27 protein-coding genes are annotated in these 25,494 nt (G+C 72.0%); 11 read left to right on the top strand and 16 right to left on the bottom strand.

Going from position 1 to position 25,494, the window contains the following annotated elements; translation table 11 throughout:
• Positions 1-314: 314 nt before the first annotated feature.
• Positions 315-902 carry a tetratricopeptide repeat protein gene (locus BM041_RS30640; protein WP_175533992.1) on the bottom strand — a complete coding sequence of 196 codons (588 nt, stop codon included), beginning with the start codon at positions 900-902 and terminating at the stop codon, positions 315-317.
• A 99-nt stretch (positions 903-1,001) separates the two neighbouring features.
• Between BM041_RS30640 and BM041_RS30645 the strand changes: the two genes are divergently transcribed.
• Together BM041_RS30645 and BM041_RS16830 are read left to right on the top strand one after the other, a co-directional pair.
• The gene (locus tag BM041_RS30645) at positions 1,002-1,964 is read left to right on the top strand and encodes a Bug family tripartite tricarboxylate transporter substrate binding protein (RefSeq protein ID WP_175533993.1); all 963 of its coding nucleotides are present in this window, start codon (positions 1,002-1,004) and stop codon (positions 1,962-1,964) included.
• Positions 1,965-1,968: 4 nt separating this feature from the next.
• Positions 1,969-2,763, top strand: a complete 795-nt coding sequence (locus tag BM041_RS16830; protein WP_092961035.1) for an alpha/beta fold hydrolase — start codon at positions 1,969-1,971, stop codon at positions 2,761-2,763.
• 249 nt (positions 2,764-3,012) lie between these two features.
• Here the strand turns inward: BM041_RS16830 and BM041_RS16835 are convergent, their stop codons facing one another.
• Both BM041_RS16835 and glcF read right to left on the bottom strand, forming a co-directional pair.
• On the bottom strand, positions 3,013-4,026 hold the full coding sequence (locus tag BM041_RS16835; RefSeq protein ID WP_092961036.1) for a Bug family tripartite tricarboxylate transporter substrate binding protein: 1,014 nt from the start codon (positions 4,024-4,026) through the stop codon (positions 3,013-3,015).
• A 53-nt stretch (positions 4,027-4,079) separates the two neighbouring features.
• Positions 4,080-5,411 (bottom strand): glycolate oxidase subunit GlcF, encoded by a 1,332-nt coding sequence (gene glcF / locus BM041_RS16840; RefSeq protein WP_092961037.1) that lies wholly within the window; start codon positions 5,409-5,411, stop codon positions 4,080-4,082.
• 209 nt (positions 5,412-5,620) lie between these two features.
• Here glcF and BM041_RS16845 point away from each other — a divergent pair, with 209 nt between their 5' ends.
• Positions 5,621-5,809, top strand: coding sequence for a hypothetical protein (locus tag BM041_RS16845; RefSeq protein WP_092961038.1), 189 nt, complete (start codon positions 5,621-5,623; stop codon positions 5,807-5,809).
• A gap of 4 nt (positions 5,810-5,813) precedes the next feature.
• On the opposite strand, the gene BM041_RS16850 is transcribed toward BM041_RS16845, so the two are convergent.
• Genes BM041_RS16850 through BM041_RS16860 form a run of 3 tightly spaced genes read right to left on the bottom strand, consistent with a single transcriptional unit; the run spans position 5,814 to position 9,921 of the window.
• Entirely contained in the window at positions 5,814-7,343 is a 1,530-nt protein-coding gene (locus BM041_RS16850; protein WP_092961039.1) for a M81 family metallopeptidase, read from the bottom strand.
• The gene (gene glcE / locus BM041_RS16855) at positions 7,340-8,494 is read right to left on the bottom strand and encodes a glycolate oxidase subunit GlcE (RefSeq protein ID WP_092961040.1); all 1,155 of its coding nucleotides are present in this window, start codon (positions 8,492-8,494) and stop codon (positions 7,340-7,342) included. The genes BM041_RS16850 and glcE overlap by 4 nt, the downstream gene beginning before the upstream one ends.
• A complete protein-coding gene (locus tag BM041_RS16860) occupies positions 8,491-9,921 on the bottom strand; it encodes an FAD-linked oxidase C-terminal domain-containing protein (protein WP_092961041.1) in 1,431 nt (476 codons plus the stop codon). The genes glcE and BM041_RS16860 overlap by 4 nt, the downstream gene beginning before the upstream one ends.
• Positions 9,922-10,083: 162 nt before the next feature.
• Here BM041_RS16860 and BM041_RS16865 point away from each other — a divergent pair, with 162 nt between their 5' ends.
• Positions 10,084-10,443, top strand: a complete 360-nt coding sequence (locus BM041_RS16865) for a hypothetical protein (RefSeq protein ID WP_139226092.1) — start codon at positions 10,084-10,086, stop codon at positions 10,441-10,443.
• Positions 10,444-10,546: 103 nt separating this feature from the next.
• Here the strand turns inward: BM041_RS16865 and ykgO are convergent, their stop codons facing one another.
• Positions 10,547-10,672, bottom strand: coding sequence for a type B 50S ribosomal protein L36 (ykgO, locus tag BM041_RS16870; RefSeq protein ID WP_092961043.1), 126 nt, complete (start codon positions 10,670-10,672; stop codon positions 10,547-10,549).
• 187 nt (positions 10,673-10,859) lie between these two features.
• Here ykgO and BM041_RS16875 point away from each other — a divergent pair, with 187 nt between their 5' ends.
• Positions 10,860-11,066, top strand: a complete 207-nt coding sequence (locus BM041_RS16875; protein WP_139226093.1) for a hypothetical protein — start codon at positions 10,860-10,862, stop codon at positions 11,064-11,066.
• Positions 11,067-11,180: 114 nt separating this feature from the next.
• Here the strand turns inward: BM041_RS16875 and acdA are convergent, their stop codons facing one another.
• From acdA to BM041_RS16915, 8 genes are all read right to left on the bottom strand, one after another.
• Entirely contained in the window at positions 11,181-12,422 is a 1,242-nt protein-coding gene (acdA, locus tag BM041_RS16880) for a 3-sulfinopropanoyl-CoA desulfinase (RefSeq protein ID WP_092961045.1), read from the bottom strand.
• Positions 12,419-13,132 (bottom strand): DUF533 domain-containing protein, encoded by a 714-nt coding sequence (locus BM041_RS16885; RefSeq protein ID WP_092961046.1) that lies wholly within the window; start codon positions 13,130-13,132, stop codon positions 12,419-12,421. The genes acdA and BM041_RS16885 overlap by 4 nt, the downstream gene beginning before the upstream one ends.
• A gap of 81 nt (positions 13,133-13,213) precedes the next feature.
• Positions 13,214-15,760 carry an AsmA family protein gene (locus tag BM041_RS16890; RefSeq protein ID WP_175533994.1) on the bottom strand — a complete coding sequence of 849 codons (2,547 nt, stop codon included), beginning with the start codon at positions 15,758-15,760 and terminating at the stop codon, positions 13,214-13,216.
• Between the two features lie 49 nt (positions 15,761-15,809).
• Positions 15,810-16,793, bottom strand: coding sequence for an RluA family pseudouridine synthase (locus BM041_RS16895; protein ID WP_092961048.1), 984 nt, complete (start codon positions 16,791-16,793; stop codon positions 15,810-15,812).
• A 45-nt stretch (positions 16,794-16,838) separates the two neighbouring features.
• Positions 16,839-17,255 carry a helix-turn-helix domain-containing protein gene (locus tag BM041_RS16900; RefSeq protein ID WP_092961049.1) on the bottom strand — a complete coding sequence of 139 codons (417 nt, stop codon included), beginning with the start codon at positions 17,253-17,255 and terminating at the stop codon, positions 16,839-16,841.
• A gap of 86 nt (positions 17,256-17,341) precedes the next feature.
• Positions 17,342-18,247, bottom strand: coding sequence for a glycoside hydrolase family 16 protein (locus tag BM041_RS16905; RefSeq protein WP_092961050.1), 906 nt, complete (start codon positions 18,245-18,247; stop codon positions 17,342-17,344).
• Positions 18,248-18,387: 140 nt separating this feature from the next.
• Positions 18,388-18,747 carry a fluoride efflux transporter FluC gene (locus tag BM041_RS16910; protein WP_245762134.1) on the bottom strand — a complete coding sequence of 120 codons (360 nt, stop codon included), beginning with the start codon at positions 18,745-18,747 and terminating at the stop codon, positions 18,388-18,390.
• Positions 18,744-20,090 (bottom strand): replication-associated recombination protein A, encoded by a 1,347-nt coding sequence (locus BM041_RS16915; protein ID WP_092961051.1) that lies wholly within the window; start codon positions 20,088-20,090, stop codon positions 18,744-18,746. The genes BM041_RS16910 and BM041_RS16915 overlap by 4 nt, the downstream gene beginning before the upstream one ends.
• 136 nt (positions 20,091-20,226) lie before the next feature.
• Here BM041_RS16915 and BM041_RS16920 point away from each other — a divergent pair, with 136 nt between their 5' ends.
• The 6 genes from BM041_RS16920 to BM041_RS16945 are packed head-to-tail and all read left to right on the top strand — an operon-like array spanning position 20,227 to position 25,005.
• The gene (locus BM041_RS16920) at positions 20,227-21,123 is read left to right on the top strand and encodes a TauD/TfdA dioxygenase family protein (RefSeq protein ID WP_092961052.1); all 897 of its coding nucleotides are present in this window, start codon (positions 20,227-20,229) and stop codon (positions 21,121-21,123) included.
• A gap of 49 nt (positions 21,124-21,172) precedes the next feature.
• Complete coding sequence (locus tag BM041_RS16925) at positions 21,173-22,147, top strand: tripartite tricarboxylate transporter substrate-binding protein (protein ID WP_092961199.1); 975 nt, start codon at positions 21,173-21,175, stop codon at positions 22,145-22,147.
• A complete protein-coding gene (locus BM041_RS16930) occupies positions 22,144-23,178 on the top strand; it encodes a Bug family tripartite tricarboxylate transporter substrate binding protein (RefSeq protein WP_092961053.1) in 1,035 nt (344 codons plus the stop codon). The genes BM041_RS16925 and BM041_RS16930 overlap by 4 nt, the downstream gene beginning before the upstream one ends.
• Positions 23,178-24,047: a DMT family transporter gene (locus tag BM041_RS16935; RefSeq protein WP_092961054.1), complete on the top strand. Its 870-nt coding sequence runs from the start codon at positions 23,178-23,180 to the stop codon at positions 24,045-24,047. The genes BM041_RS16930 and BM041_RS16935 overlap by 1 nt, the downstream gene beginning before the upstream one ends.
• Complete coding sequence (locus tag BM041_RS16940) at positions 24,047-24,484, top strand: thiol-disulfide oxidoreductase DCC family protein (RefSeq protein ID WP_092961055.1); 438 nt, start codon at positions 24,047-24,049, stop codon at positions 24,482-24,484. Before BM041_RS16935 ends, BM041_RS16940 begins: the two co-directional genes overlap by 1 nt.
• Positions 24,481-25,005 (top strand): DUF4166 domain-containing protein, encoded by a 525-nt coding sequence (locus BM041_RS16945; protein ID WP_175533995.1) that lies wholly within the window; start codon positions 24,481-24,483, stop codon positions 25,003-25,005. Before BM041_RS16940 ends, BM041_RS16945 begins: the two co-directional genes overlap by 4 nt.
• Positions 25,006-25,066: 61 nt before the next feature.
• Here the strand turns inward: BM041_RS16945 and rplQ are convergent, their stop codons facing one another.
• Positions 25,067-25,492, bottom strand: coding sequence for a 50S ribosomal protein L17 (rplQ, locus tag BM041_RS16950; RefSeq protein ID WP_092961057.1), 426 nt, complete (start codon positions 25,490-25,492; stop codon positions 25,067-25,069).
• Positions 25,493-25,494: the final 2 nt, after the last annotated feature.

The following is a 25,494-nucleotide window of genomic DNA, read 5'->3' on the forward strand; positions in this document are numbered from 1 at the left end:
TCGGGCATGGTCGGGGCCTCCGGGGTTCGGTGGCGGGTTGTGACGCGATCCGGTGGGCGGGGACCATCCGCGGGTTGCGGCGGCGTGCCGCCCTCCGTCCTTAAGCCGATTTAGCCGTTTTAGCCGTTTTAGCCCGTTTAGACGCGATTCCAGCCGGGCTTGGCGCCGCCAGGACCGACAAGCCTCCCCCTCCCCCCGATGGGGGGAGAGGGGGCAGGGTAGGCCACTGGGAGGGAGAGGCCACCGCGCGCGGGGGAACGGGCGATGGTGAAACGGAACATAACAGGAACAGAGAGGCAGGCGCCAGCGTTTTCCTACAGCGCGTCGCCTTCCGCGCGCCGGGCCAGTTCACGGCGCCGCTCCGTCCCGCCCGGCATCCTGGGGTGCAGCGCCAGCGCGGCATCCAGGCTGCGCAGCGCGCCGGCCAGGTCGCCGGCTTCGTCCTGCAACTCGGACAATTGCAGCAGGGCACCGAAATGGCGGGGCTCCAGGCGCAGCGCCTCCCGCAAATCGCCCGCCGCCGCCACGCGGTCGCCGAGCCGCGCCTGGGCGCGGGCACGCAGCAGCCAGGCATCGGCCGCGGCGGGGTCGAGCACCAGGGCGGCGTCGAAATCCTCCAGCGCTTCCGCGGCCTCATTCCCCTGCAGGTTGCGCAGCCCGCGGCGCAGCAGCAGGCCGGTGGCCGGGGAGACCGACTGGCTCCAGAGGGCGCGGATGCGTGTTTCGACCAGTTGGCCGCCCTGGGTGTCGGGGGCGGCCTTCAGCGCCTCGAACAGCCGGTCCAGCTCCGCGCGGCGGGTCTCCGCCGGGTTGGGGCGCGCGGGCGGCGTGGCGGGCTGCGCCCAAACGGGCGTGGCCGGTGCGGCGAGGAGGAGGAGCGACAGCGCCAGGCGATGGACCATGAGGGAAGAATTCGGCATCCCCACCCCGGCGCGCAAGCCTTGGGTTGTCGGTTCGGGCCGCGCTGCGTAAAGGCGGTCAACCGGCGGAGGAAATCCCACATGACGACAAGACGAGGCATTCTCGGGGCGGCCCTGACGCTGCCCGCAACCGGCCTCGCACAGGCGCAGCCGGCCTGGCCGGAACGGCCGGTGCGCTTCGTCGTCGCCTTCGCCCCCGGCGGATTCGCCGACCTGATCGGGCGGATGCTGGGCGAATACCTGGCGGAGATCTGGCGCCACCCGGTGGTCGTGGAGAATCGCGGCGGCGCCGGCGGCAACGTCGCCGCGCAGCAGATCGCGCGCGCCACGGCGGATGGCTACACGGCGCTGGTCACCACCGGCGCCTTCGCGATCAACCCGAGCCTGTCCCGCGCGCCCGGCTACCGGCCGGAGGAATTCGCCGTGGCGGGCGTGGTGGCGGGAACGCCGAACCTGTTCGTCGTGCGCGCCGACAGCCCCGTGCGCACGATGCGGGACCTGGTGGAGCTGGGGCGGCGGCGGCCGATCAACTACGGCACCGCCGGCGTCGGCGTCGCGGCCCATCTCTCGGCGGAACTGCTCTTCAAGCGCGAAGGCGGCGTCGATGCGCAGCACATCCCCTTCACCGGCGCCGGCCCCGCCATGCTGGCACTGCTGGCGGGCACGGTGGACATGGTCGCGACCTCCCTCCCCTCCGCCGTGTCGCAGGTGCAGGGGCGGCAGGCGCGCGGCCTGGCGGTGACCAGCGCCACGCGCAATTCCACCATGCTGGACGTGCCGACGGTGGCGGAGGCGGGCTTCCCGCCCATCATCGATGTCGCCTGGGTCGCGGTGCTCTACCCCGCCGCGGTGCCGCCCGCCGTGCTGGCGAAGGTCAACGCCGACATCCAGCGCGTCATGGCCCTGCCCGCCTTCCAGCAGCGCCTGGCCGCCGCGGGCTTCGACCCGATCGGCGGCAACGTCCAGCAGGCCCAGGCCTACGTGGCGGAGGAAGTGCGCAGCTGGCGCGAGGTGGTGCGCACCATCAACATCCAGATCGACTGACGCCATGCTGATCCGGACGCCGGACGGCGTGACCCTCTCCGCCGACCTGCTGGGCGCGCCGGGCGCCCGGACGGTCTGCCTGGTCCACTCGCTGGGTGCCGACAGCGGCATGTGGGCCGAACAGGTGCCGGTGCTGCTGGCGGCCGGCCATCGCGTGCTGCGGATCGACCTGCGCGGCCATGGCGGCAGCGGCGCCACCGCCGGCGCCTACACCATGGCGATGCTCGGCGACGACCTGGCCTTCATGCTGCGGCGCCTCGACCTCGGCCCCGTGGACTATGTCGGGCTCTCGCTCGGCGGCATGAGCGGCCAGGCGCTGGCGCTGGACCATCCCGGGCTGCTGCGGAGCATCGTGATCTGCGACGCGCTGCCGGAATCCCTGCCGAACGCGGACGCCATCTGGGGGCCGCGCCTGGCCGCCGTCCGCGCCGCCGGATCGGTGCAGCCGGTGGCCCAGGGCACCATCGAGCGCTGGCTGACACCGGCCTTCCAGGCCGCGAACCCCGCCCGCTGGGCGGAGATCCTGGCCACCATCGAAGCCACCACCGCCGATGGCTATTGCGGCTGCGTCGAAGCCATCATGCGCTTCAGCCACGTGGCCCGCCTGCCCAGCCTGGCGATCCCAACCCTGGTGCTGTGCGGGGAGGACGACCACGCGGTGCCCCCCGCCGAAGGCCAGCGCATCGCAAGCCTGGTGCCGGACGGGCGCTTCATCAGCATCCCCGAGGCCCGCCACCTGCCGAACGTCGAGAAGCCCGGGGACTTCAACCGGGTGCTGCTGGAGTGGCTGGGACGGTGAGGGCCGTGTCGCGCGGGTGATGTCGCCAGGGGGCTTTGCCCCCCGGCACCCCCCACCAGGGTCCAGCGGGACCCTGGACCGCGAGGCTATTGGTCGATGGAGGGAGGGGCTCCTCGCGCGCTCCGAACCCGCGGTAGCGCCGTGCCCCTCCCTCCATCGACCAATCTCATGGGTTCCGAGGGGCCGCTGCCCCTCGGCGGGGAGCGCGAGGGGCAGCGCCCCTCGCGAATCGCTGGCGCAACAGCGCCCTCATCGCCCCAAGGCGATCCCCGCCACCCGGACGATGTCCCGGAACTTCGCGAGTTCGGCCGCCAGGAAGGCGCGGGCCTCGGCCGGGCTGTTGGGGGCTGCGGCATCGACGCCGGCATTGGCCATGCGTTCGCGCACCTGGGGTTCGGCGAGGGTGGCGTTGACGGCTTCGTTCAGGCGGGTGGTGAGGGCGGCCGGCAGGTTCTTCGGGCCGAGCAGCATGTTCCAGGTGGTGACGTCGAAATCCGCCAGGCCCGATTCGGCGAGGGTGGGAAGGTCCGGCATCAGCGGGTGGCGGGTGCGGCCGGAGATGGCCAGGCCGCGGGAGGTGCCGTCCCGCAGGTGCGGCGCCGCGGAGGCCAGGACCTCGCAGGACCAGTCCACTTCGCCCGCGGCCATGGCGGCCAGGACCTGGGCGCCGCCGCGGTAGGGAATGTGTTCGGAGCGCAGCGGCCCGGCGGGGCCGCCGGCGCGGGCCATGAAGTATTCGCCGGTGAGGTGCCCGATGCCGCCGGCGCCGGAGGTGGCGAAGGACAGCCGCCCGGGTTCCGCGCGCATGGCGGCGATCAGGTCCTGGATGCTGCGGAAGCGCGACCGGCCCGGCACCACGATGACCATCGGCCCTCCGCCGAGGATGGCAATCGAGGAGAAGTCCTCCAGCGCGTCGTAGGGGGTGGTCTGCGGCAGGGCGGCAGGGTTGGTGCCGTGGGAGGAGGCGGTCGCCACCAGCAGCGTGTAGCCATCCGGGTTGGCGCGCTTGACGACATCGGCCCCCAGCGACCCGCCGGCGCCGGCGCGGTTCTCGATCACCAGGCGGGCATTGGGGCCGAGCCGGGGCGCCAGGCGTTCGGCGATGATGCGGGCGGCGATGTCGGTGGAGCCGCCGGGGGTGAAGGGGACGACGAGGGAGACGGGGCGTTCCGGCCAGTTCGCCGGGACTGCGCTTCCCTGGGCCAGCGCCAGGCGGGGCGCGGCGATCAGCGGCAGGGCAGCGAGCAGGTGACGGCGGCGCATGGGCTTCCTCTCGGCGGGTTTTGCGCCGCAGGAAGCCGGGGGCCGCCGGGCTGTCAAGCTTCTCCGGGTAAGCGGGACTTCTTCAGCGCGGCGGTGACCGCGGGCGGTTCCGAACCACCGGCCATCCAGTCCAGCAACTCCACGGTGTGCACGGTGGGCATGGTCCCGCCGCTGAGCTGGGTCAGGCAGCCGATATTGCCGGCGGCGATCAGGTCCGCGCGGGTGCGGTCGAGGTTCGACAGCTTCCGGTCCCGGAGTTGCCCCGCGATTTCGGGCTGCAGAATGTTGTAGGTGCCGGCGCTGCCGCAGCAGAGGTGCCCCTCCGCCGGTTCCTTCACCGTGAAGCCGGCGCGCTTCAGCAGGTCCTTGGGCGCGGCGGTGATCTTCTGCCCGTGCTGGAGGGAACAGGCGGCGTGATAGGCGACCGTCAGGCCGGGGGCCGGCCGGGTCGGCGCGTAGCCGAATTTCAGCAGGGCCTCCGAGATATCCATGGCCAGCGCACTGACCCGCTCGGCCCTGGCGGGCCAGTCGCCGGGCTCCGCGCGGAACATGAAGCCGTAATCCTTCACCGTGGTCCCGCAGCCCGAGGCATTGATGATGATGCCGTCGAGGTCAGGCTCCGCGGTCCAGGCGGCGATATTGGCACGGGCCAGCGCCATGGCGGGGTCGTGGTGGCCCATATGGTGGTCGAGCGCGCCGCAGCAGCCCTGTTCGCGGGTCACCACCACTTCGATCCCCATGCGCGTCAGCAGGCGGATGGTGGCGTCGTTGATGGAGGGGGCGAGGACCTGCTGGGCGCAGCCCGTGAGCAGCGCGACCCGGCCGCGGCGTTCGCCCACCGCCTTGTGGATGCCGGGGCGGTCCAGCGCGCTGGGCGAGGGCACATTCACGGGCGCCAGCTTCAGCATGGCGCGGAGCCGCTGGGCGGTCATCGACGTGCCGGGGACGAAGCGCGCGAAGGGCCGGCCGAGGGAGGCGCCAATGAGGGCCAGGCGGAAGCGCGTGGGGTGGGGCAGCAGAAAGGACAGCAGGCGGCGCAGCGCGCGTTCGGCCTTCGGGCGCTGGTAGGTTTCCTCGATATGCCGGCGGGCGTGATCGACCAGGTGCATGTAGTTCACGCCCGAGGGGCAGGTGGTCATGCAGGAGAGGCAGGAGAGGCAGCGGTCCACATGCTTGACCACTTCCGCCGTCGCGGGGCGGTCATTCTCCAGCATGTCCTTGATGAGGTAGATGCGGCCGCGGGGACTATCCAGCTCGTCGCCCAGCAAGGCGAAGGTCGGGCAGGTGGCGGTGCAGAAGCCGCAATGCACGCAGGTGCGGAGGATGCGGTTGCTCTCCGCCATGTCGGGGTCGCGCAACTGCTCGGCGGTGAAACTGGTCTGCATCGTGGCTCGTCCCCTGCCCCGTCCCCCTGGGGGGAGGAAGATGGGGCCTGGGGCGCCGTCGGGGAAGCGGGCGGCACGCGGCTTGCGAAGATCACCCGCCCAGGACGGGCGACTTGCAACTTGCGACGCAGGATGCCGATTTCATGACACTTCTCCATCGACGGATTCAAACCGGCTCCCATATGCTCCGTGGATCGGAGGAACGCAGAATGCGGAACGACCAAGGCCGGCATCGCCCGGTGACGGACCAGTCCCTGACGGAGTCGCGCATCGCGTGGCTGGGGCCGGTCGAGGCTGCCCGCCAGCAGGCGCTGCTGCGGGTGAATGGCGGCGTGAAGGCGGACCGGCGCGACGGCGACCGACGCCGGGGCGACCGCCGGGAACAGGCCAGCCGCTGACCCGCTACGGCCAGGCGGCCCTGTCATCCAGCGGGAAGACGGGGCGCGGCAGGCCGGTGAAGGCGAAGCGCGACAGGACGGGGCTGACCAGGCCGGGGGCATCGACCTCCCAGGTGCGGTCCGGGCCTGCATAGATGTCGAAGCCCGCGCGGAAATGGCCGCGGGACTTCACGACGATGGTGCGGGCGGCGTCCACATCGACGCCCAGCATTTCCAGCATGGCCGGGTCCTGCAATTGCCGGCGGAGCGATCCGACGGCGAGCAGAAGACCGCTGCCCTCCAGTTCCAGCAGCGCCGAGGGGCCGAGGGTGAAGGCGCGGCCGGCCAGGCCACCGCGGCGGCCGACGCCATGGCCATCCGACAGGGCGCGCACGCGGGCGGTGGCGCGGAAGGTTTCCGCAAACGGGGACGGGGTGGCATTGGCCACGGCCTCGATCCGCGCGCCCTGCCCGGCGGCATGGGCCGCCGCGGCCAGGACCGGATCCACCAGCACGCCGAAGACGACCCCCTTCGCGCCGGATGCGTGGAGCGCCGCCAGCAGCGCGGTGGTGTTGCCGCCGCCGCCGCCGCCGGGGTTGTCCGCGACATCGGCCAGGATCAGGCGCGGCCGGGCGGGGTCCGCGCCGGTCGCGACCGCCTCCGCCACCGCGGCCTCGATGCTGGTCAGGGTGCGGGAGAGGGCGGCGCGGTTGGTCCAGATGGCGGTGGCGAGCGACTCGGCGGCGGCGCGGGCCTTGGCCCCCTGCCCTGCCCGCGCGGTCGCCCAGACGCAGAGGCCACATTTCGGGATGTCGGTATAGGCGAAGCCGCCGGTGACGGAGATGCCGAGCAGGTCGGGGTCCGATTCGCGCATCGCGACTCCCTGCCGGATGGCGTCGGCATAGGGGGATCGTTCGGCGGTCAGCAGCGTGACGGTCGGCGGCGTCAGCGGCAGGCGGATGAAGTGGCTCTCCGGCCGTTCGTGCGTCGCCAGCAGGTGGCGGATGGCGTCCGCGGCCTCCGCGGCCCTTTCGCGCATGTCCACATGGGGGTTGGTGCGGTAGCCGATGAGGAGGTCGGCGAGGGCCACCTGGCGGTCGCTGACATTGCAATGCAAATCGAGCGTGCCGACGATCGGCACATCCGGGCCGAGGCGTTCGCGCAGCAGGGCGAGGATGGCGCCGTCCGTGTCCGCTTCCTCGACCGACCGGCTGGCGCCGTGGCTGCCGACATAGACGGCGTCGATCGGGCCGGCGGCGTCGAGGTGCCTGGCCAGGCGGGCCATGAAATCGGGGAACAGCCCGGGCTCCATCATGCCGCCGGGCGGCGCGCTGATCATGATGAGGGGGATGGGCTGCCAGGGGCCGGTTTCGTCCATGCGGCGGTAGAAGCCGGGAACCTCGGCCGGTGTCGCGGAGACGGGGGCGCGGCCGGCTTCGGTGATGGCCTCACCTTCAACCCAGGACAGGGCTTCGAAGTCCTGGCGGGTGGTGAGGGGGGAGAAGGCGTTGACCTCCAGGTGGAGGCCGCAGATCGCGACCCGCAGGCCGGTCACGTCCCGGCCCTCATCCGCCCGGGGTTGAACAGGCCGGCCGGGTCCAGCGCGGCCTTCACGCGGGCGGCGATGGCGGCCAGCGCCGGGGCCTCGTCGGGGATGACGGCCACGGCGGCGCGCAGCGGTTCGGGAGCGCGGAACAGGGTGTGGCTGCCGCGCGCGGCCTGGGTGGCGGCGACCACCGCCTGATGCGCGGCTTCCGTGGCGGGGCCGGCGACCCAGACCAGGCCGCCGCCCCAATCCAGCAGGGTCCGCGCGCCGAAGGCCTGCGCCAGGGACGCGACCAGCGCGGGCGCGGCGGAGGGGCGGACGGACAGGCGCCAGATGGCATCGTCAGGCGCTGCGGCGAGCGGTTCGGCATCCCGGATTTGGCGCCAGAGGGCGCGGGATTCATCGCCCTCCACCAGCGTGACGCCGCCCAGTTTCTCGAGGTCGGCGCGCAGGCGGCCGGACCGGTAGGTGACGGATTCGGAAAAATCCTCGAGCCGCAGCAGGGCGGTCAGGCTGTCCGGCAGCAGGGCGGCGCCGGTGACGCCGTAGGGGCTGGTGAGGCCGGCACTCAGCGCGCGGATGCCGGCCGCCAAATCGGGGACCGAGACCTTGAGGGTGGCCGTCGCCTCGGTGGCCGGCAGGACCTTCATGGTGATCTCGGTCAGCACGCCCAGCGTGCCATGGCTGCCGGCCAGCAGCTTGCAGAGGTCGAGGCCCGTGACGTTCTTCAGCACACGGCCGCCGCTGCGCACCACCTCGCCCTTGCCATTAACGAAGCGAATGCCGAGCAGATGGTCCCGCACCGATCCCGCATTGATCCGCCGCGGACCGGAGAGGTTGGTGGCGACGGTGCCGCCGAGGGTCGCTGGCTGCGTGCCGCCGAAGATGGCGCGCACATCGATGGGCTCCGGCGCCAGCATCTGGCCACGTTCCGCCAGCACCGCCTCGATCTCCGGCAGCGTCGTGCCGGCGCGGGCGGAGAGGACCATCTCGGTCGGCTTGTAGAGGGTGATGCCGGAGAGGTTTCGGGTGGAGAGCGTCTCCGCCGCCTGGACGGGGCGGAGCAGGCCGCGCTTCGATCCATTGCCCTCGATCGCCAGCGGCACGCGGGCGGCCAGCACGGCCGCCACGATGCCGGCCTCGGTATCCGGCGCGTTCACTGGGGAAGGGCTTCCAGCGGGAAGACCTTGTGCGGGTTCAGCAGCCAGGCGGGGTCGAAGGCCGTCTTGATGGCGCGCTGCTGGGCCAGTTCATGGGGCTGGAACTGGACATGCATGAGGTCCCGCTTCTCGACGCCCACGCCATGCTCGCCGGTCAGGCAGCCGCCGACCTCGACGCAGAGCTTCAGGATGTCGGCGCCGAAATCCTCCGCGCGCCGGAAGCTGTCGGGATTGTTGGCATCGAACATGATCAGCGGATGGAGGTTGCCGTCGCCGGCGTGGAAGACGTTGGCGACCTGCAGGCCGTATTGCGTGCTCATCTCCCCGATCCGCTTCAGCACGAAGGGAAGCTCCCCGGTCGGGATGGTGCCGTCCATGCAGAGATAGTCGGGGGAGATGCGGCCGACCGCGCCGAAGGCCCCCTTGCGGCCCTTCCAGATCGCCATGGATTCCTCGACGCTCGTCGCGACCTTCAGGCTGATCGGGTCGAAGCGGGCGCAGATCTCCTTGATGCGGTTCAGGAGAAAATCCTGCTCGGCGACGCTGCCCTCGACCTCGATGATCAGCATCGCCTCGGCGTCCAGCGGGTAGCCGGCATGGGCGAAGGCCTCGCAGGCATGGATGCAGGGCTTGTCCATGAACTCCAGCGCCACGGGGATGATGCCGCTGCCGATAATGGCGTCCACCGCGGCGCCGGCGATCTCCGTGCCCTTGAAGGCGGCGAGCATCGCGCGCGCCCCTTCCGGGCCACGCAGGATGCGGACGGTGACTTCGGTGACGATGCCGAGCATGCCCTCGCTGCCCGTCATCAGGCCGAGCCAGTCATAGCCGGCGGTGTCCAGGTGATCGCCGCCGACCTCGACGATCTCGCCTTCCGGCGTCACCAGCTTCAGGCCGAGCAGGTTGTTGGCGGTGACGCCATACTTCAGGCAATGCGCGCCGCCGGAGTTCATGTTGACGTTGCCGCCGATCATGCAGGCCAGTTGGGAGGAGGGGTCGGGGGCGTAGAAGAAGCCCTCATGCTCCACGGCCTTGGTGATGCCGAGGTTGGTGACGCCGGCCTCCACCACCGCGAGCCGGTCGTCGAAATCGATCTCCAGGATGCGGTTCATGCGCATCAGGCCGATGACCACCGCATCCTCCAGCGGCAGCGCACCGCCGGATAGCGAGGTGCCAGCGCCGCGGGGGACCACGCGGATGCCCTGCTGGTGGCAGTACCGCATCACGGCCGCCACCTGCTCCGTCGTCGTCGGCAGCACCACCGCGAGCGGCGGCTGGCGATAGGCGGAGAGACCGTCGGTCTCATAGGGTTTCAGGCGGGTGGCGTCGCCGATCACGCCTTCCCCGGGGATGAAGCTGCGGAGCGCGGCGATGATCTCGTCGCGCCGGGCAAGGATACCGGGCTTCGGCGGCGGCAGCGCGATCATGGAGACCTCGTTTCCCGTGGACCAGCTTCTGGGGGGGGCGTTCTGGTTGCGAGGAAGATGGCGGCGCGGCGCGCTTGCGGCAAGCGGGCGACCATGCGGCCCTTGACCCTTGCGTAACCGGGCCGTGGCAGGACGGGGGCGCCAATGGAAGAAGGAGGCACCATGCTACGATTGATGTTGGCAGCCACGGCCCTGGCGCTGCCGATGCTGGCCAGCCCCGCCGCGGCGCAGCGCGCGGGCTTCTACGCGGTGGAAGGCGTGGGCGGGGATGGCACGCGCTACACCGGCGCGGTGCAGTTCACGCCCACGGGGCCGCAGACCTGGCGGCTGTCCTGGCGCGTGGGCGGGGAGACGATCAACGGCATCGGCGTGTCCAACGGCAAGGTGCTGGCCGTGGCCTACACGCAGGGCGGTACGCTGGGCGCCGTGCTGTACGACATCGGGCCGGATGGGACGATGCTCGGCAGTTGGACCGCGGGGCGCGAGGGCGGCGTGGGGACGGAGCGCCTGATCCCACGCTGAGGCGGGCCAGCGCGCACGACGGAAAACCGCGCCGGGTTGCCCCGGCGCGGCTTTCAGAACCCCACGAAAGCATCCCCGGGCTTGTAGCCCGGGGCGCGCAGCCTCAGCCCTGGCGGGCCTTCAGGCGCGGGTTCTTCTTGTTCAGCACGTAGACGCGGCCCTTGCGGCGAACCAGGAAGCAGTTCTTGTCGCGGGTCTTGGCGGTCTTGAGGCTGTTGCGGATCTTCATGGTCGTGGTCCTGGTGGGGTGCGGCGGGATAGGCGGCAAGGACGGGACTGTCAACCTTGGGCCGGTCCCGGGAGGCTCCCGGGCGCCCCCCGCGGCGGCCGCGAAGTGCCACGAAATGGTTTCGGACATCGAAAGCGATACCGCCCCCCCAGCGGTTGGATCAGCCACGCCGCCGGGGGGAATGGGCATGAACGAGGCGGCTTCAACCGGGCTGGATGGTGTGCTGCCGGGCGGTTTCAACGCCTCCCTGGAGACGCCGAAGGATGCCGCCGCGCTGGCCAAGCTGAAGGAGGCCTGCGGCAAGGCCTTCAAGGACCACAACGGCTCCTGCCCCCACGCCGTCAATGCCATCCTGCGGACGATGCTGCGGCTGTCGGGCACGCGATACGGGTGACGGCGTGATGGGGAAGGCGCTGCCTTCCCCATGCCCCATCCGCCAGGGGGCAGAGCCCCCTGGACCATCGTCAATGGGCCCCGGTGCAGGGGGGCGGTGCCCACTGGGCCGCCATCAATCCGCCGCCAGCTTGCCGGCCGACTGCTCCTGCGCGATCAGCTTCAGCCAGCCATCGCGCGTCTGCGGCAGCTTCCGCCCCAGGATCTGCTCCGCCACCTGGTTCCGCAGCACCTGCGCCGTGCCGCCGGCGATGGCGAACATGCGCGCATCCCGCAGGTAGCGCTCCATCGGGTTGTCCTTCGAATATCCGGCAGCGCCCCAGACTTGCAGCGCCGAGTTGGTGACGCGGATGGCCATTTCGCTGGCGAAAACCTTGGCCTGGGCGGCGGCGAGGCGGTCGGGGAAACCGGCCGGGCCGGCGCTGCGGGCGGCACGGTGGATCAGGGCGCGGGCGGCTTCCAACTCGATCGACATGTCGGCCAGCATCCAGCCGAGCCCCTGGAACTCCGCGATCGGCCGGCCGAATTGCCGGCGGTCTCCGGCCCGGGCCAGGGCATGGTCATGCGCGCCGGCGGCCAGGCCCAGCGCCACGGTCGCGGCGCCGACGCGCTGGCCGTTATAGGCATCGATCAGCCGGCCGAAGCCGCGCTGCCAGCCGCCCGGGGCGCGCAGCACCATGTCATCCGCCACGGCCAGGTCGTGGAATTCCAGCTCCGCCTCCGGCATCCCGCAGAGGCCGAGCGACGGGATGCGGCGCTTCACCACCAGGCCGGCCGGGTCCCCCTCCCCGTTCCGGACCACGATGAAGCCGCCGATTCCCTTGAACTCCCCATCCTCGACGACCCGCGCGAAGATGAGGTGGAGGCGGGAGACGCCGCCGCCGGTGATCCAGGTCTTGGACCCGTTGATGATCCAGCGGTCGCCGCGCTTCACCGCGGTGGTGGCCATCTCGGTCGCGGCGGAGCCGGCCTCGGGCTCCGTGATGCAGATGGCGGGCTTGTCGCCGGAGAGCACGATGCCCGCCGCGAGCTTCCTCTGCGCTTCCGTCCCATAGGCCATGATGGCGCCGACGGCGCCCATATTGGCCTCCACGGCGATGCGGCCGCAGACGGCGCAGGCCTTGGAGAATTCCTCCACGACCAGGACGGCGTCCATCACCGACCCGCCCGGCCCGCCCCATTCGCGCGGGATGGTGAGGCCCATGAAGCCGGCCTCGGTCATCCTGCGGACCATGGGCCAGGGGTACTGGCCGGAACGGTCGGTCTCGGCCGCCTGGGCGGCGGCGTCCTTCGCCAATTCGCGGGCGCGGTCACGCAACGCGGCCTGTTCCTTCGTGAGACCGTCGGCAGCGCTCATCCCTGCAACCTTTCCTCGATGGCCGCGGCGGCGGCGCGGTCCAGCTTCATCGCCTTGGCCAGGCGGTCGAGCCATTCACGTTCGGGGGCCGTCACCTCCCCCATCGCGGCGACGGCGGCGGCGTAGAGGCGGGCACGGAGCATCGGGTCCGTCGCCTGCTTCGCCAGGGCCTCCGGCGTCATCGGCTTGTCGAAATCGGCCAGGACGAAGTCGCGTTCATCGGCCTCCAGCCCGGCGCCATCCAGCTGTTCGGCGATGGCCCGGCGCTCCGCCCCATCCACCGCACCATCCGCCTTGGCAGCGGCGATCATGGCGCGGATGAGGAGCAGGGATTCGGTATCCTCGGCGCCCAGCGGCTCGGGCTCCGGCGCCGGGGCTTCGGCCGGGCGGTTCCAGGGGGAGGCGCCGGTGGTCGGCATCCGGCGGGGCTCAGCCGGCGACGACCAGGGGCCGGATCGCCCATCCCGCGATTGCACGTCACGCACCGGCCGGGATGCCGGGCGGGCGGCTTCGCGGGGGGCGGGTTCGGGCGCGCGCTGGCTATTGCGGATCATCGCCTCGATCGCCGTCGCGGCGGCGGTGCCGAGGATGCGGCCAAGCTGGTTGGAGGAGCCACCACCGCCGAAGGGGGACGGCGCGGCGCGGCGGCGACGGCGCGGCGGCGCGGCGGCACCGCCCAGCAGGGCGCCAAGGACTCGGCCGAGGTCCATCGCGTTTGTCTCCCGTTTCAGCCTGGCTCCGATATCCCCCAGCCCAACCCCTCCCCGCAAGCGCGGGGGAGGGAGTTTTCGTCAACGGCCGAACAGGCCGCGCAGCAGGTCGGCGGGCTGGGGGATGCCGGGGCGGCGTTCCGGCGTGGGCTGCGGCGCCGCGGGCGCGGCTTCCACGGCGGGCGCCGGCCGCGCGGCGGGCACGGTACCTTCGCGGCCGCCGCGGGCCGCGGTCAGCGCCGGGCCGCAATCCGGCAGCGGCGCGGGGCGGGCGGCATTGCCACCGCGCGGGGCGAGCGCGCCCAGCACGGCGCCAAGGTCGCCCCCCACCTGCCCGGCGAGGTTGCCGAGCACCGCGGCCAGGTTCTCCGCCCGCACGCCGCGATAAGCGGGGCTGGCCAGCGTGCCGCCGAGGTCGGCGGAAACCCGCACCTCCGTCCCCGCGGCGCGGACATCGTGCAGCATGCGCAGCGCCAGGGCTTCGTCGGCCAGGTTGATGGTGCCGGTGCCGGCGACCTTGGCGGCGGGGCTGTCCAGCAGCAGGGTGGAAAGCCGCGCGACGCCGCCTTCCGCATCGGCACGGATGGCGATGCATTCGACGGGCAGGCGGTTGGGCAGCGGCGGCAGCACCGGCACCCTGTCGCGCAGCGCGGCCTGGGCGGGCTGGACCAGCGCGGGCTCCGCATGGCCGCCGAGCATGGCGATGCCGAGATGACCCGCAAGCGTGGCGGCGACCTGGCGCAGGCCGTTGCCCTGGCCGCGCAGATCCACATCCAGCTCCGCCCGGCCGGACAGGCGGTTGGGCTGTCCGGCCATGGCCTGCAGCGCCACGAGGTCGAGGCCCGGGGAGCGCGCGACGAGGCGCAGCGTCGGCGTTTCCGCCCGCGCATCGGCGGAGAGGTCGAGGCTGATGGGGCCGGCGGGGGTCTCGGCGGTCAGCGGCGCGATGCTGCCGCGCCCGGCATCGATCTTCACCGGCAGCACCACCTGCCGCCAGGCCTGGCCGTTCAGCGTCAGCGCCGCGATGTCGATGCGCAGATCGGCATCCATCACCCGCAGCGCCGCCATGGGCAGCGCGACGTCGGGGATGACGCGGCCCGCCGCGGCGGCGGGCGCCGGTGCGGGTGGGGCGGGCGCGCCGGCGGGGGCCGGCGCGGGCGCGGCGGCGCGCAGGGCATCGAGGTCGAGGCGCAGGAAGGCGAGGCGGCCGGTGATGCCGGGGCGTTCACCCACCACCAGCGTCAATTCGCCCGCGGCCGCCCCGGCGGAGGAGGCAATCGTCAGGCCGCGCAGATGCGCGCCGCCGGCGAAACCGGGGGTGCGTTCGGCGAGGCGGGTGCCGATCGTCAGGTCGCGGATCGCGGGCAGCGGCGTGCCCGCCAGGGGCGAGAGGGCGGCGAGGTCCGCGACCTCCGCCCCCAAAGCGAGGTCCACGCCCGCCAGCGCGCGCGGATCGGCGATGCGCCCCGCGAGGGTCGCGACGGCGCCGGTGGTCTCGACGCGCAGGTCGACAGGCAGCGGGCCCGGCGCCTGGCCGGCGAGTTGCGCGGGCGTGCCGAACCGGCCCGACAGGCGCAGCGGCCGGTCGGCGAGCCGCGCTTCCGCCTGGATCGCGATGGGCGCGTCCGGGCGTTCCGCCGCCAGCGTCGCGCTGGCCAGGCGGAGGCCGGGACGGATGAGGGAAAGGTCGGAATCGCCGATGCGCAGGCTGAGGTCGGCGAGGCTGGAGAGCGTGCCGCCCGTGCCGGTCGCGGCGCCGGCGGCCGCCACGTCGCGCAGCGGCGGCAGGGGCACATCCGGCATCAGGGGGGCGAGGCGCGTGAGGTCCGCGCTGCGGGCTTCCACCCGCGCGGTCCAGGCCTGGCCGGCAGCGAGGCTGCCGCGCAGCCGGGCCTCCGCGCCCGCCGCGCCGATTGTGGCATCGAGGGGCCAGGCCTCCGCCGCGCCGAAGGCGGAAAGCGCGCCGCCCTGGAAGGCGAGGGTCACGGCCTGGCCGCGCAGCGCAAGCTGGCCATCGGCGCGCAGCGGCCCGGCCAGGGGGGCGGCGGCCTCGATGGCCGGGATGCCGATGGTCTCCGTCCGGCCGGCAGGGCGGCCATCCCGCCAGGTGACGCTGCCGCGATCCACGCGCAGCGAATCGACGGCGAATTGCAGGGGCTGGCGCGGCGTGGGCGGTCCGGCGGGTGCGCCGGGGCTGGGGGCGGCAGCGCGTTCGAACTGCCAATTGGCGCGGCCATCGGCCCGGGTTTCGAGGAGGAGGTCCGGTTCCTCCACCACCACGCGGGCGATCTCCACCCGGCGGGAGAGCAGGGGGAGGAGCGCGGCCTGCACCTCCATCCGCTTCGCGGTCAGCATGGCGGGGCGGCTGAAGCCATCGCCATTCGCCAGCGTGATGTCACGCAGTTCGACGGTCGGGCGCAGCGAGAGGGCGAGGCGCATCGCGCCGACCTCGAACCGCCGTCCCGTCGCCTGTTCGACGGCGGCGACCAGGCGGGGGCGAAGCGCATCCGCATCCAGCAGCACATAGGCGGCGCCGGCGGCGGCGACGGGCAGCGCGACCACGACGGCCAGCACCACCCAGGGCCAATGGCGCTTGCGGGAGATCGTCGGGGATGGCGTGTCGGACACTGAAGAAAGCTCCCGGTTTGCCAGCTTCAACGCCCCGGTGGGAAATCGTTCAGGTGGTGCGGCGTGCCTTTGGCGTGCGCGGCACCTCGAACCCCAGGAAGGCGAAGCTTTCCTTCATATGGGGTGGCAGCGGGGCCGCCACTTCAAGCATCCCGCCCGCGGGATGGGGCAGGCGCAGCGCGCGGGCATGGAGGTGGAGCTGGTTCGGCAGCCCGTCCAGATGCGCGGCCGTGCCGCCATACTTGCCATCGCCGAGGATGGGGCAGCCCAGGGCCTCCGCGGCGTGCACGCGAAGCTGGTGGGTTCGGCCGGTATGGGGCTTCATCTCCAGCCAGGCGGCGCGGCGGCGCACCGCGTCCAGGATGCGGAAATCGGTGCTGGCGCGGGCGGCGTTGCGGTCCCCGGGTTCGGCCGGGACGGTGCGTTCGCCGCGCGGGCCGCCGGTACGGGTCAGCGCCATCTCGATCAGCCCGGCGGGGGGCGTGGGTTCGCCGATGACGATGGCCCAGTAGGTCTTCTCCACGTCGCGGCCGCGGAAGGCCGCGGCGAGCTTCGCCGCGCTGCCCACGGTGCGGGCCAGGACCATGACGCCGGAGGTGTCGCGGTCCAGCCGGTGGACCAGGCGGGGACGGTCCTCGGCCTCGAACTTCAGGGCATCCAGCATGCCGTCGAGGTGCCTGGTGATGTTGGGGCCGCCCTGCACGGGCAGGCCATGCGGCTTGTCGATCACCAGGACCTCATGGTCCTTGTAGATGACCATGCGCTCCAGCGCCTTGGCGTCCCGTTCATCCACCGGCTTCGGCGCGCGCGGCAGCTTGGCGAGCGGGTTTTCCGCGATGGGCGGGATGCGGACTTCCTGGCCGGCGAGGAGGCGGGTGTTGGCCTCCGCCCGCTTGCCCTCCACCCGGATCTGGCCGGTGCGCAGCATCTTCTGCAACGCGCCCTGCGTCAGCGCGGGCACGTGGCGCTTGAGCCAGCGGTCGAGGCGGGTGTCGTTCTCGTCGGTCGAGACGGTCTTGAGCTGAACGGTCATGATGGTGGGGTGTAGCACGAAGGGCCGGCACCGCACGCGTGGCGGCTACGCCGCCGTGCCACCCTGGTCTGTGCCGCCTTGGCCCGCAAAGGCCCGCGCGGCGGCGAGCAGCGCGGCGAGCCCCGCCTCCGGCAGCGCATCCGTCGCGCGGACCAGGTCCAGCAGCATCCGCGGGCGGGTCGGCAGCATGGGCCGGTAGGGGCCCGCGCGCTGTTCGGTGTGCAGGCCTTCGAAGAAGAAGGCCAGATCGACGCCGAGCGTGGCGGCGAGGGCGGGCAGGCGCGTGGCCGGCATCGCGTTGCGCCCTGCCTCGTATTTCCGCGCCTGGGGGGTGGAGACGCCGAGCCCGGCGGCGAGCTCGGCGAGCGAGAGGCCGCGCTGGATGCGGGCCTCCCGCAGTTTGCGGCCGACATGGAGGTCGGCGCCGGCGGCCTGGCCGGGGCCGGTGGCCCCGCCCTGCACCGGGCTGGCGCTGTCCCCCCTCGCCCAACCCTCTCCCCCCGCTGGGGGGAGAGGGCTTTCGGGCGCGGGGAAGCAGGCGCCGCGGGTCAGATCCACCACTGGCCGGTGGCTTCGTGATTGGCGGTGACATGGGCCGCTGCGGCGCCCCAATCGATCACGCCATCGACCATGAAGGCGGACCAGGGATCGTCGAGGTCCGCCGCCGGGGCGATGAAGGCCTCGGCCGGGGCGGCGACGGTATCGACCACTGCATCGACGACCGGGGCGGCCACGGATGCGACGACGGGCGCCACCACGGGCGCGGCTTGCGGCGCAGCGACCGGCGTGCTGGCGCCGTCGCCCTGGCCGGGGGTGTAGGCGGAGACGCGGACCCAATCGACCTCGATATTCACCTCGCTGGGCGTGGAGCCATCGGGGCCGCCGCCATACCACCATTCGCTGTCGGACAGGACATGGCCCTGGATGCCGAAGGACATGGGCTGGTCCGGCACGTCATTCGTCATGCGGCCGGCCTGCTGGCCATCGATGAAGAGCGTCAGCTCACCGGGCGTCCAGTCCAGGCGGTAGGTGTGCCAATCCGCGACATCGGTATCGATGTACTGGGTCTCCCACGGCGTGCCGTGATTGGTGAAGGCGAAGCCCTGTCGATCGCCGCGATGGCTTTCGACGATGTCGACCTCATCCGTCCAGGTGTTGTTCCTGGGCCAGAGGAGGATGACTCCGGCGGTGCCCTGCCCTTCCTCGATCCGCGCGCGGAATTCGTAGGAGCCGTAGGTCTGGCCGTCGGGGATGGTGGACAGGCCGCCGGCCACCCAGCCGCCGCCCTGGCGTTCGATGGAGACGTCGAGGATGCCGCCATGCACGCTGACCTGGCCAGGCGTCCAGGCGAAGGCGCCATTGCCATAGTCGCCCGAATAGAGCGTACGCCAGGTGCTGCGGTCAACGGAATTGCCGCTGAAATCATCAAAGAACACGGTGGAGAAGTCGGACATGCTGCTGGTCCCTTCCAACAAATGGGGACCCCCGGGGGTGGAAGGGTTCTACTCACCGGCGCGTGTGCAGGACAATGCCGCTTGTGCCTGGGTGGCGGTTCAAAGAACCGGGGTAGCGGTTTCTATTTTCAGTTGATCCATTACTTCTTCAGTACTGCGTAACAGATCGAAAACGCAGCGAGCCCGAGCCCGACCGAGGCCAGGACATACAACGCGCCCAGCCACCAGGCGCGTTCGAACAGGGCGCCGGTTTCCAGGCTGAAGGCGGAGAAGGTGGTGAAGCCGCCGAGCAGGCCGGTGACGAGGAGGAGGCGGGCCTCCCCCTGCAGGCCCAGCCCCGCCGCCACGCCGATGGCCGCGCTGCCGGCGATGTTCACGCCGAGCGTGCCCCAGGGGAAGGCCGTGCCGAGATGGGCGATGGCCAGCGTCGAGAGCCAGTACCGCAGGACGGAGCCCGTGGCGCCGCCGAGTGCGACGAGGAGCACGTCCAGCAGCCTCATCCGCGGCGCTTCCGGGCCCGCAGCCGCTGCCATTCGGCCATGCGGGCGGCGACGGCGGCCTCCGCCCCGCGATCGGTCGGACTGTAGAAGCGGGCGGGCTTCATGCCGGGCGGCCAGTAATCGGCGCCGGAGAAGCCATCCTCCGCATCATGGTCGTATTCGTAGCCGTCGCCGTAGCCGAGTTCCTTCATCAGCTTCGTCGGCGCGTTCAGGATGTTGGGCGGCGGCATCAGGCTTCCCGTCTCCTTCGCCGCGCGCATCGCATCCTTGAAGCCGGTGTAGAGCGCGTTGGATTTCGGCGCCGTCGCCAGGTGAACCACGACCTGGGCGAGGCTGAGTTCGCCCTCCGGACTGCCGAGGCGTTCATAGGCTTCCCAGCCCGCCATCGCGATCTGGATGGCGCGGGGATCGGCCATGCCGACATCCTCGCTGGCGAAGCGCAGCAGGCGGCGGGCGATGTAGCGGGGGTCCTCGCCGCCCGTCAGCATGCGGGCGAACCAGTAGAGGGCGGCGTCGGGGTCGGAACCGCGCATCGACTTATGGAGCGCGGAGATGAGGTTGTAGTGCTCCTCCCGATCCTTGTCGTAGAGCGCGGCGCGCTTCGCGAGCAGGGCGGCGAGCGCGGCGGGGTCGAGCGGATCGCCGCCGGGCGGCAGCGCGAGCAGTTGCTCCACCATGTTCAGCAGGTAGCGGCCATCGCCATCGGCCATGGCGGCGAGCGAGGCGCGGGCCTCCGCAGTAAGGGGCAGCGGGCGGTCCTCCTCCGCCTCCGCGCGGTCCATCAGCAGCATGAGCGCGCCATCGTCGAGGCGCTTGAGGACCAGGACCTGGCAGCGCGACAGCAGCGCGCCGTTCAGGGCGAAGGAGGGATTTTCCGTCGTCGCGCCCACCAGCGTCACGGTCCCGTCCTCGACGACTGGAAGAAAACCGTCCTGCTGGGCGCGGTTGAAGCGGTGGATCTCATCCACGAAGAGCAGCGTGCCGCGGCCGTTGGAGCGACGGGCACGGGCCTCGTCGAAGGCGCGCTTCAGGTCGGCGACGCCGGAGAAGACGGCGGAGAGGGCGACGAAGGACAGGCCGGCGCGCTGCGCCAGCAGGCGGGCGATGGTCGTCTTCCCCACCCCGGGCGGGCCCCAGAGGATGATCGACGACAGGCTGCCGCGCGCCAGCATGCCGGAGAGCGTGCCATCCGCGCCGACCAGATGGTCCTGGCCGACGACCTCGGGCAGTTCCTTCGGGCGCAGGCGGTCGGCCAGTGGGCGCGGGCCGGGCGGCGGGCCGGGGCGCGGCGTATCGGCGTCAGGGTCGGGAGAGCCGAAGAGGTCGGGGGGGCGGGCGGCCATGCGGGGAGCCTAGCGTCGCGGCGCCGTCCGGGCCACGGGGCGCGCGACACGGCTGCGTGGCTGGACGCGCGCGCCTTGCCGGCGGATCATCCCATCACGGGGCGGCTTCACGACCCCTGGCGGAGGAGACGGTGGCATGGGCGCAACCCTGTCGGCGCTGCGCGTGACGCGGCTGCATCCCCTGTTCGTGGCGGAGGTCGAGGGGATCGATCTGCGCCAGCCCCTGACGCCCGACGACGCACGGGCGATCGAGGCGGCGATGGATGAGCATGCGGTGCTGGTGTTCCGCGGCCAGGACATCGATGACGACCAGCAGATGCGCTTCATCGAGCATTTCGGCGCGATGGAGGAAAACACCGGCACCATCGACCTGCACAAGCAGCGCCTGAAGCATGCGCGGATGAACGACATCTCCAACCTGGACGAGCAGGGCCGGCTGCTGGCGGCGGATGACCGGCGGCGGATGTTCAACCTCGGCAACCGGCTGTGGCACAGCGACAGCAGCTTCAAGCCGACACCGGCCAAGTATTCGGCGCTGCATGCCCGGGTGATCCCGCCGGAGGGGGGCGACACGGAATTCGCCGATATGCGCGCAGCCTGGGATGCGCTGCCGGCGGCGCAGCAGGCGGAGCTGCGTGACCTGATCGCAGACCACAGCCTGATCTTCTCCCGCGGTACGCTCGGCTTCGACGCCTTCACGGAGGCGGAGCGGCACAACTTCGCGCCGGTGCCGCAGCGGCTGGTGCGGCGCCATCCGGGGTCGGGGCGGCTGTCGCTGTATCTCTCGGCACATATCGGGCGGCTGCATGGGTGGCCGGTGCCGGAGGCAATGTGCCTGGTGCGGGACCTGGCGGAGCACGCGACGCAGCGGGAATTCGTCTATCGCCATCGCTGGCAGCCGCATGACCTCGTGATGTGGGACAACCGCTGCACCATGCACCGCGCCCGCCCCTTCGCGGATACGCGCCACCCCCGGGACATGCGGCGCGTGACGGTGAGGGACGTTTCGCCGACGCTCGACCAGCCCCTGTGAAGGGCGATTGAGGGACGGTATCCTCCGCGCCAAATCGATGGAGGATGCCATGTCTGAACGCCTCGGGCGCCGCGCGGCGCTGGGTCTGCTCGCCGCGCCGCTGGTTGTCGGGCCGGCGCGCGCGCAATGGGCGCCGACGCGCAGCATCCGGCTGATCGCGCCCTATCCGCCGGGCGGCGGCGTCGACACCACGTCGCGGCTGCTCGGCGCGCCGATGGGGCAGTTCCTGGGCCAGCCCATCGTGGTGGAGAACCGGGCCGGGGCGGGCGGGTCGATCGGCGCGGCGGAAGTGGCGCGGAGCGCGCCGGATGGCCACACCATCATGATCGATGCCATGGCGCATACGGTGAACCCGGCGCTGCTGCGCGGCCTGACCTTCGACTACGCCACGGCCTTCACGCCGATCAGCCAGGTGGTGGTGCTGCCGCAGCTGCTGGTGGTGAATGCGTCGCTGCCGGTGCGGAACCTCCAGGAATTCGTGGCCTATGTGAAGGCGCGGCCGGGGCAGCTCTCCTACGGCTCCTCCGGCAATGCCACGGCGGCGCATCTGGCGGCGGCGCTGTTCGCGGCGCGGGCGGAGCTGGACATCCAGCATGTGCCGTATCGCGGCGGCACGCCGGCGCTGGCGGATTTGATGGGGGGCGCGATCGCCTTCGTCTTCGGGACGGTCTCGTCCTCCGTCCAATTGGCGCGGGAGGGGCGGGTCCGCGCCATCGCCGTCAGCACCGCGCAACGCATCTCCTCCCTGCCGGACGTACCGACCGTCGCGGAGCAGGGTTTCCCTGGCTATGAGCTGAACGAATGGAACGGGCTCTATGCGCCGGCCGGGCTGCCGGCGGCGGTGACGGAGCGGCTGCACGCCGCCGCCCTGCACGCGCTGGCCGATGGCGGCGTGAAGCAGCGGCTGGAGGCGCTGGGCGCCTTCCCGGTCGGGTCCTCACCGGGTGATTTCGCGCGCTACGTGGCGCAGCAGCGCGACGCGATGGCGCGGCTGGTGCGGGAGACGCGGATCGAGGTGGGGTGACGCTTGACCCGGGCGGCGCGCGGCCCGATCTCGCGCGCAACGAAAGCCCGGAGAACGCCGCCATGACCGTGTCCCGCCGTGCCCTGATGGGGGCTGCCGGCAGCCTCGCCTTCGCCTCCCCTGCCCTGTCGCAGACCGCCTGGCCCAGCCGGTCCATCCGGCTGATCGTGCCCTTCGCCGCCGGCGGCGCGGCGGACAGCGCGGCGCGCGTCATCACGCCGCGCATGGGCGAACGGCTCGGCCAGGGCTTCGTGGTGGAGAACCGGACCGGGGCGAGCGGGAGCCTCGGCGGCGGCGAGGTCGCGCGGAGCAATGACGGCCATACCTTCCTGTGGGATGCGTCGAGCCACATCGTGAACCCATCCCTTCTGCGGGGCCTGCCCTTCGACTATGCGACGGCCTTCGCGCCGATCTCGCTGGTGGTGTCCTTCCCCTCCGCCGTCGCGGTGAAGCACGACTTCCCGGCGCGGAACCTCGCGGAGTTCGTGGCGGCGGCGAAGGCGCGGCCGGGGGCGATCACGGTAGGCACCCAGGGGAATGCGACAGCGGGGCATCTCGGCCTGGTGGCCTTCGCCCGGCGGGCGGGGATCGAGGTGGTGCATGTGCCCTATCGCGGCGGGTCCGCGGCGGCGCAGGACCTGGCGAGTGGCGCGATCGATGCGGTGTTCACGACGCTGGTTTCGGCCGGGCCGGTGGTGGATGCGGGGCGGGCACGGTTCATGGCCGTCGGCACGCTGACGCGCGTCGAAAGCCGACCGGATGTGCCGACCATCCATGAAAGCGGCTATGCCGGCTTCGACAGCAATGAATGGGCGGGCTTCTTCGGCCCCGCCGCGACGCCGCCCGCCGTGGTGCGGCAACTGTCCGCGGCGCTGACGGAAGCGGTGGCGGAGCCCACGATCCGGCAGCGCCTGGTCCAGATCGGCTGCGTGCCGCTTGCGACCAGCCCCGAGGATTTCACCCGCTTCGTCCGCGAGGGGCGCGAGGCGATGGCGACCCTGGTGCGCGAGGCGAATATCCGCGCCGAGTAATGGCCGCACGCGACAACCTGGCCGGCATCGCACTGATGTCGGCCGCCGTGCTCGGCTTCTCGCTGAACGACGTGCTCGGCAAATGGCTGATGGCGACCTATTCCGTCAGCCAGGTGCTGGTGCTGCGTTCCATCGCGGCCCTGCTGATCCTGGCGCCGCTGCTGGTGCGGGAGGGGCCGGCACCGCTGATGCGGCCGAAGCGGCCGGGGCTGCAGGTGATGCGCGTGGTGTTCGGCACGGTGGAGGTCGCCTGCTTCTACTGGGCGGTCTCCATGATGCCGCTGGCGGACACCATGGCCTTCTGGATGGCAACGCCGATCTTCGTGGCCGTCGCCTCCGCCCTGTTCCTGGGCGAGCGCCTGGACCGCTGGCGCTTCGGCGCGGTGGTGCTGGGCTTCCTCGGCGTGATGCTGACGCTGGGGGCAGGGCTGGATGCGGGCTGGAAGCCGATGGCGATCGCGGTCTTCGGGGTGGTGGTCTATTCGGGCTACCTGATGTCCACCCGCGCGCTGCGCGGGACCTCCGCCCGCGTGCTGGCGACCTACCAGATGCTGGGCGCGCTGGTCTTCGGCCTGGTCATGGCGCCCTTCACCTGGGTGCCGGTGGTGTGGGTGGATGTGCTGCTCCTCATGGCGCTCGGCGTGGTGGGGGTCGCGGCGCATCTGGCCGTCACCCGGTCGCTCGCCCTGGCGCCGGCGCCGGTCGTCGTGCCCTGGCAATATGCGATGATTCTCTGGGGCATCCTGTTCGGCTGGATCTTCTTCAACGAGGTACCGGAGCCGCTGATGCTGATGGGCGCGACCGTCATCATCGCGGCCGGCTTCTGGCTGACCCGGATGGAGTTGCAAGACGCGCGGAAGGGGGCGTGATGGGCGATCGCTGGGCGCCGAAGCCCGTGCAGGGCATCCCGGACGGGACGGTGCTGTATGACGGGGTCTGCGTGATCTGCTCCGCCGCCTTCCGCTTCGTCGCCGCGAGCGACCCGGAGGCCCGCTTCAAATTCACGGCGGTGCAGGACCGGCTGGGGCAGCGCATGGCGAGGCTGCTCGGAATCGATGCGGTGATGCCGGAGAGCAATGCCGTGGTGATCGACGGCATCGCCTACATGAAGTCCGACGCCGCCATCCAGGTGCTGGCCCGCCTGCCCCGCTACGGCTGGGCGCGCCATTTGCGTCATGTGCCGCGGGGGCTGCGGAACTGGGTCTATGACCGGGTGGCACGCAACCGCTACCGGCTGTTCGGCAAGACGGAGACCTGCCTGGTGCCGGGGCCGGAACTGCGGCGGCACGTCGCGCGGGACGAGTGAGGCCGCTCTTCGCCCGGCTGCTGGGCGAGGACGCCTTCGCGCGGCTACCGCCGGCCGTGCGGCGACTTCATGAGGGCGGCGTCTTCGCCGGCGAGGCAGCGGTGGAGGGGCCGGAGGGAGTGCTGACGCGCCTCGCGGCCTGGCTCGTCGGCTTCCCCGCCAGCGCCGCCCGCGTGCCGGTCCGGGTGACCATCACGCGAGATGGCGAGGGCGAAACCTGGGAGCGCGACTTCGGCAGGCGGCGATTCCGGAGCCACATGGTGCCGGTCGCCACAGGGCTGGAGGAGCGGTTCGGCCCCCTCTCCTTCCGTGTGGCCGTGCCAGCGGACAACACCGGCCTGCGAGTCGTGGTGCAGGGCTGGCGCTGCCTCGGCGTGCCGCTGCCGCTGGCGCTCGCCCCGCTGGGTGATGCGCGCGAAAGCGAGGACGCTGAGGGTCGCTTCCGCTTCGACGTCACGGTGCGAATGCCGCTCGGCCTCGGGCGGGTGGTGAGATATCGCGGCTGGCTCGCACCGGCTTGAGCGCCCACGAAAAAGGGCGCCTTGCGGCGCCCTCCCCGTACTCCGTCGATGCGAAGCTGGCTTACGCCGCGTCCGCCTCGCTCTCCACCTTCTCCGCCACCGGGCCGCTGTCGAGGCCCTTGGCCGCAGGGTCGCGGTCGATCAGCTCGATGATCGCCATGTCGGCGGCATCGCCATAGCGCATGCCGGCCTTCAGGACGCGGGTATAGCCACCGGCGCGGCCCTTGTAGCGCTCCGCGATGGTGGTGAAGAGCTTGTCCACCACCTTCTCGTCCCGCACCTGGGCATAGGCCTGGCGGCGGGCATGCAGGTCGCCGCGCTTGCCGAGCGTGATGATGCGCTCGACATACGGGCGCAGCTCCTTTGCCTTCGGCAGCGTGGTGCTGATCTGTTCGTGCTTCAGCAGCGCGGTCGCCATGCTGCGGAGCATGGCGAGGCGGTGGCTGGTGGTAACGCCGAGCTTACGGCCGGCAACGCCGTGACGCATGG

Source organism: Falsiroseomonas stagni DSM 19981, from assembly GCF_900114315.1.
GTDB classification, from domain to species: Bacteria; Pseudomonadota; Alphaproteobacteria; order Acetobacterales; family Acetobacteraceae; genus Falsiroseomonas; species Falsiroseomonas stagni.

Coding starts and splice junctions, on each gene's coding strand:
- BM041_RS16915 (WP_092961051.1), bottom strand. CDS start 20,090: ATGGCCGCCCGCCCCCCCGACCTCTTCGGCTCTCCCGACCCTGACGCC.
- BM041_RS16830 (WP_092961035.1), top strand. CDS start 1,969: ATGCTGATCCGGACGCCGGACGGCGTGACCCTCTCCGCCGACCTGCTG.
- BM041_RS16865 (WP_139226092.1), top strand. CDS start 10,084: ATGCTACGATTGATGTTGGCAGCCACGGCCCTGGCGCTGCCGATGCTG.
- BM041_RS16905 (WP_092961050.1), bottom strand. CDS start 18,247: ATGTCCGACTTCTCCACCGTGTTCTTTGATGATTTCAGCGGCAATTCC.
- BM041_RS16860 (WP_092961041.1), bottom strand. CDS start 9,921: ATGATCGCGCTGCCGCCGCCGAAGCCCGGTATCCTTGCCCGGCGCGAC.
- BM041_RS16885 (WP_092961046.1), bottom strand. CDS start 13,132: ATGGACCTCGGCCGAGTCCTTGGCGCCCTGCTGGGCGGTGCCGCCGCG.
- BM041_RS16925 (WP_092961199.1), top strand. CDS start 21,173: ATGTCTGAACGCCTCGGGCGCCGCGCGGCGCTGGGTCTGCTCGCCGCG.
- glcF (WP_092961037.1), bottom strand. CDS start 5,411: ATGCAGACCAGTTTCACCGCCGAGCAGTTGCGCGACCCCGACATGGCG.
- BM041_RS30640 (WP_175533992.1), bottom strand. CDS start 902: ATGGTCCATCGCCTGGCGCTGTCGCTCCTCCTCCTCGCCGCACCGGCC.
- BM041_RS30645 (WP_175533993.1), top strand. CDS start 1,002: ATGACGACAAGACGAGGCATTCTCGGGGCGGCCCTGACGCTGCCCGCA.
- BM041_RS16895 (WP_092961048.1), bottom strand. CDS start 16,793: ATGACCGTTCAGCTCAAGACCGTCTCGACCGACGAGAACGACACCCGC.
- BM041_RS16845 (WP_092961038.1), top strand. CDS start 5,621: ATGCGGAACGACCAAGGCCGGCATCGCCCGGTGACGGACCAGTCCCTG.
- rplQ (WP_092961057.1), bottom strand. CDS start 25,492: ATGCGTCACGGCGTTGCCGGCCGTAAGCTCGGCGTTACCACCAGCCAC.
- ykgO (WP_092961043.1), bottom strand. CDS start 10,672: ATGAAGATCCGCAACAGCCTCAAGACCGCCAAGACCCGCGACAAGAAC.
- BM041_RS16940 (WP_092961055.1), top strand. CDS start 24,047: ATGGGCGATCGCTGGGCGCCGAAGCCCGTGCAGGGCATCCCGGACGGG.
- BM041_RS16910 (WP_245762134.1), bottom strand. CDS start 18,747: ATGAGGCTGCTGGACGTGCTCCTCGTCGCACTCGGCGGCGCCACGGGC.
- BM041_RS16875 (WP_139226093.1), top strand. CDS start 10,860: ATGAACGAGGCGGCTTCAACCGGGCTGGATGGTGTGCTGCCGGGCGGT.
- BM041_RS16935 (WP_092961054.1), top strand. CDS start 23,178: ATGGCCGCACGCGACAACCTGGCCGGCATCGCACTGATGTCGGCCGCC.
- BM041_RS16920 (WP_092961052.1), top strand. CDS start 20,227: ATGGGCGCAACCCTGTCGGCGCTGCGCGTGACGCGGCTGCATCCCCTG.
- BM041_RS16835 (WP_092961036.1), bottom strand. CDS start 4,026: ATGCGCCGCCGTCACCTGCTCGCTGCCCTGCCGCTGATCGCCGCGCCC.
- acdA (WP_092961045.1), bottom strand. CDS start 12,422: ATGAGCGCTGCCGACGGTCTCACGAAGGAACAGGCCGCGTTGCGTGAC.